Source organism: Undibacterium sp. TJN19 (genome assembly GCF_049339485.1).
GTDB lineage: Bacteria > Pseudomonadota > Gammaproteobacteria > Burkholderiales > Burkholderiaceae_D > Undibacterium.
This window is the reverse complement of the sequence record NZ_JBMPPL010000102.1, coordinates 1-237: the sequence shown is the minus strand read 5'-3', so window position 1 is coordinate 237 and position 237 is coordinate 1. Positions and strand designations below refer to the sequence as shown.

The window sequence follows — 237 nt, the reverse complement described above, 5'->3', positions numbered from 1 at the left end:
CACAGGCGCGTCTGAAAACGTCACCATCATTGATGCTGATTCTGAAAACAACACCGTAGCCCTGGGTAGCGTTGCTTCCCATACAGGCACAGTCACTATCGGTACAGCAGCAGGTGCAGGCAAAGTTGGCGGCTTCATCAACTTTGACACCACCACAGTTGGTGCTAATGGCGGTCTGAACCGTATCGACACCTCCGGCGCAGCAGCTGACGGCTCTGGCGTACAAGATCTGTCCCT

Annotated in this window: 1 protein-coding gene; it reads left to right on the top strand. The window is 54.9% G+C overall.

Features of this window, described 5'->3' with window-relative positions:
• Positions 1–237: hypothetical protein (locus ACO0LH_RS28720; protein WP_422944566.1), on the top strand; the 237-nt coding region annotated here is incomplete at both ends.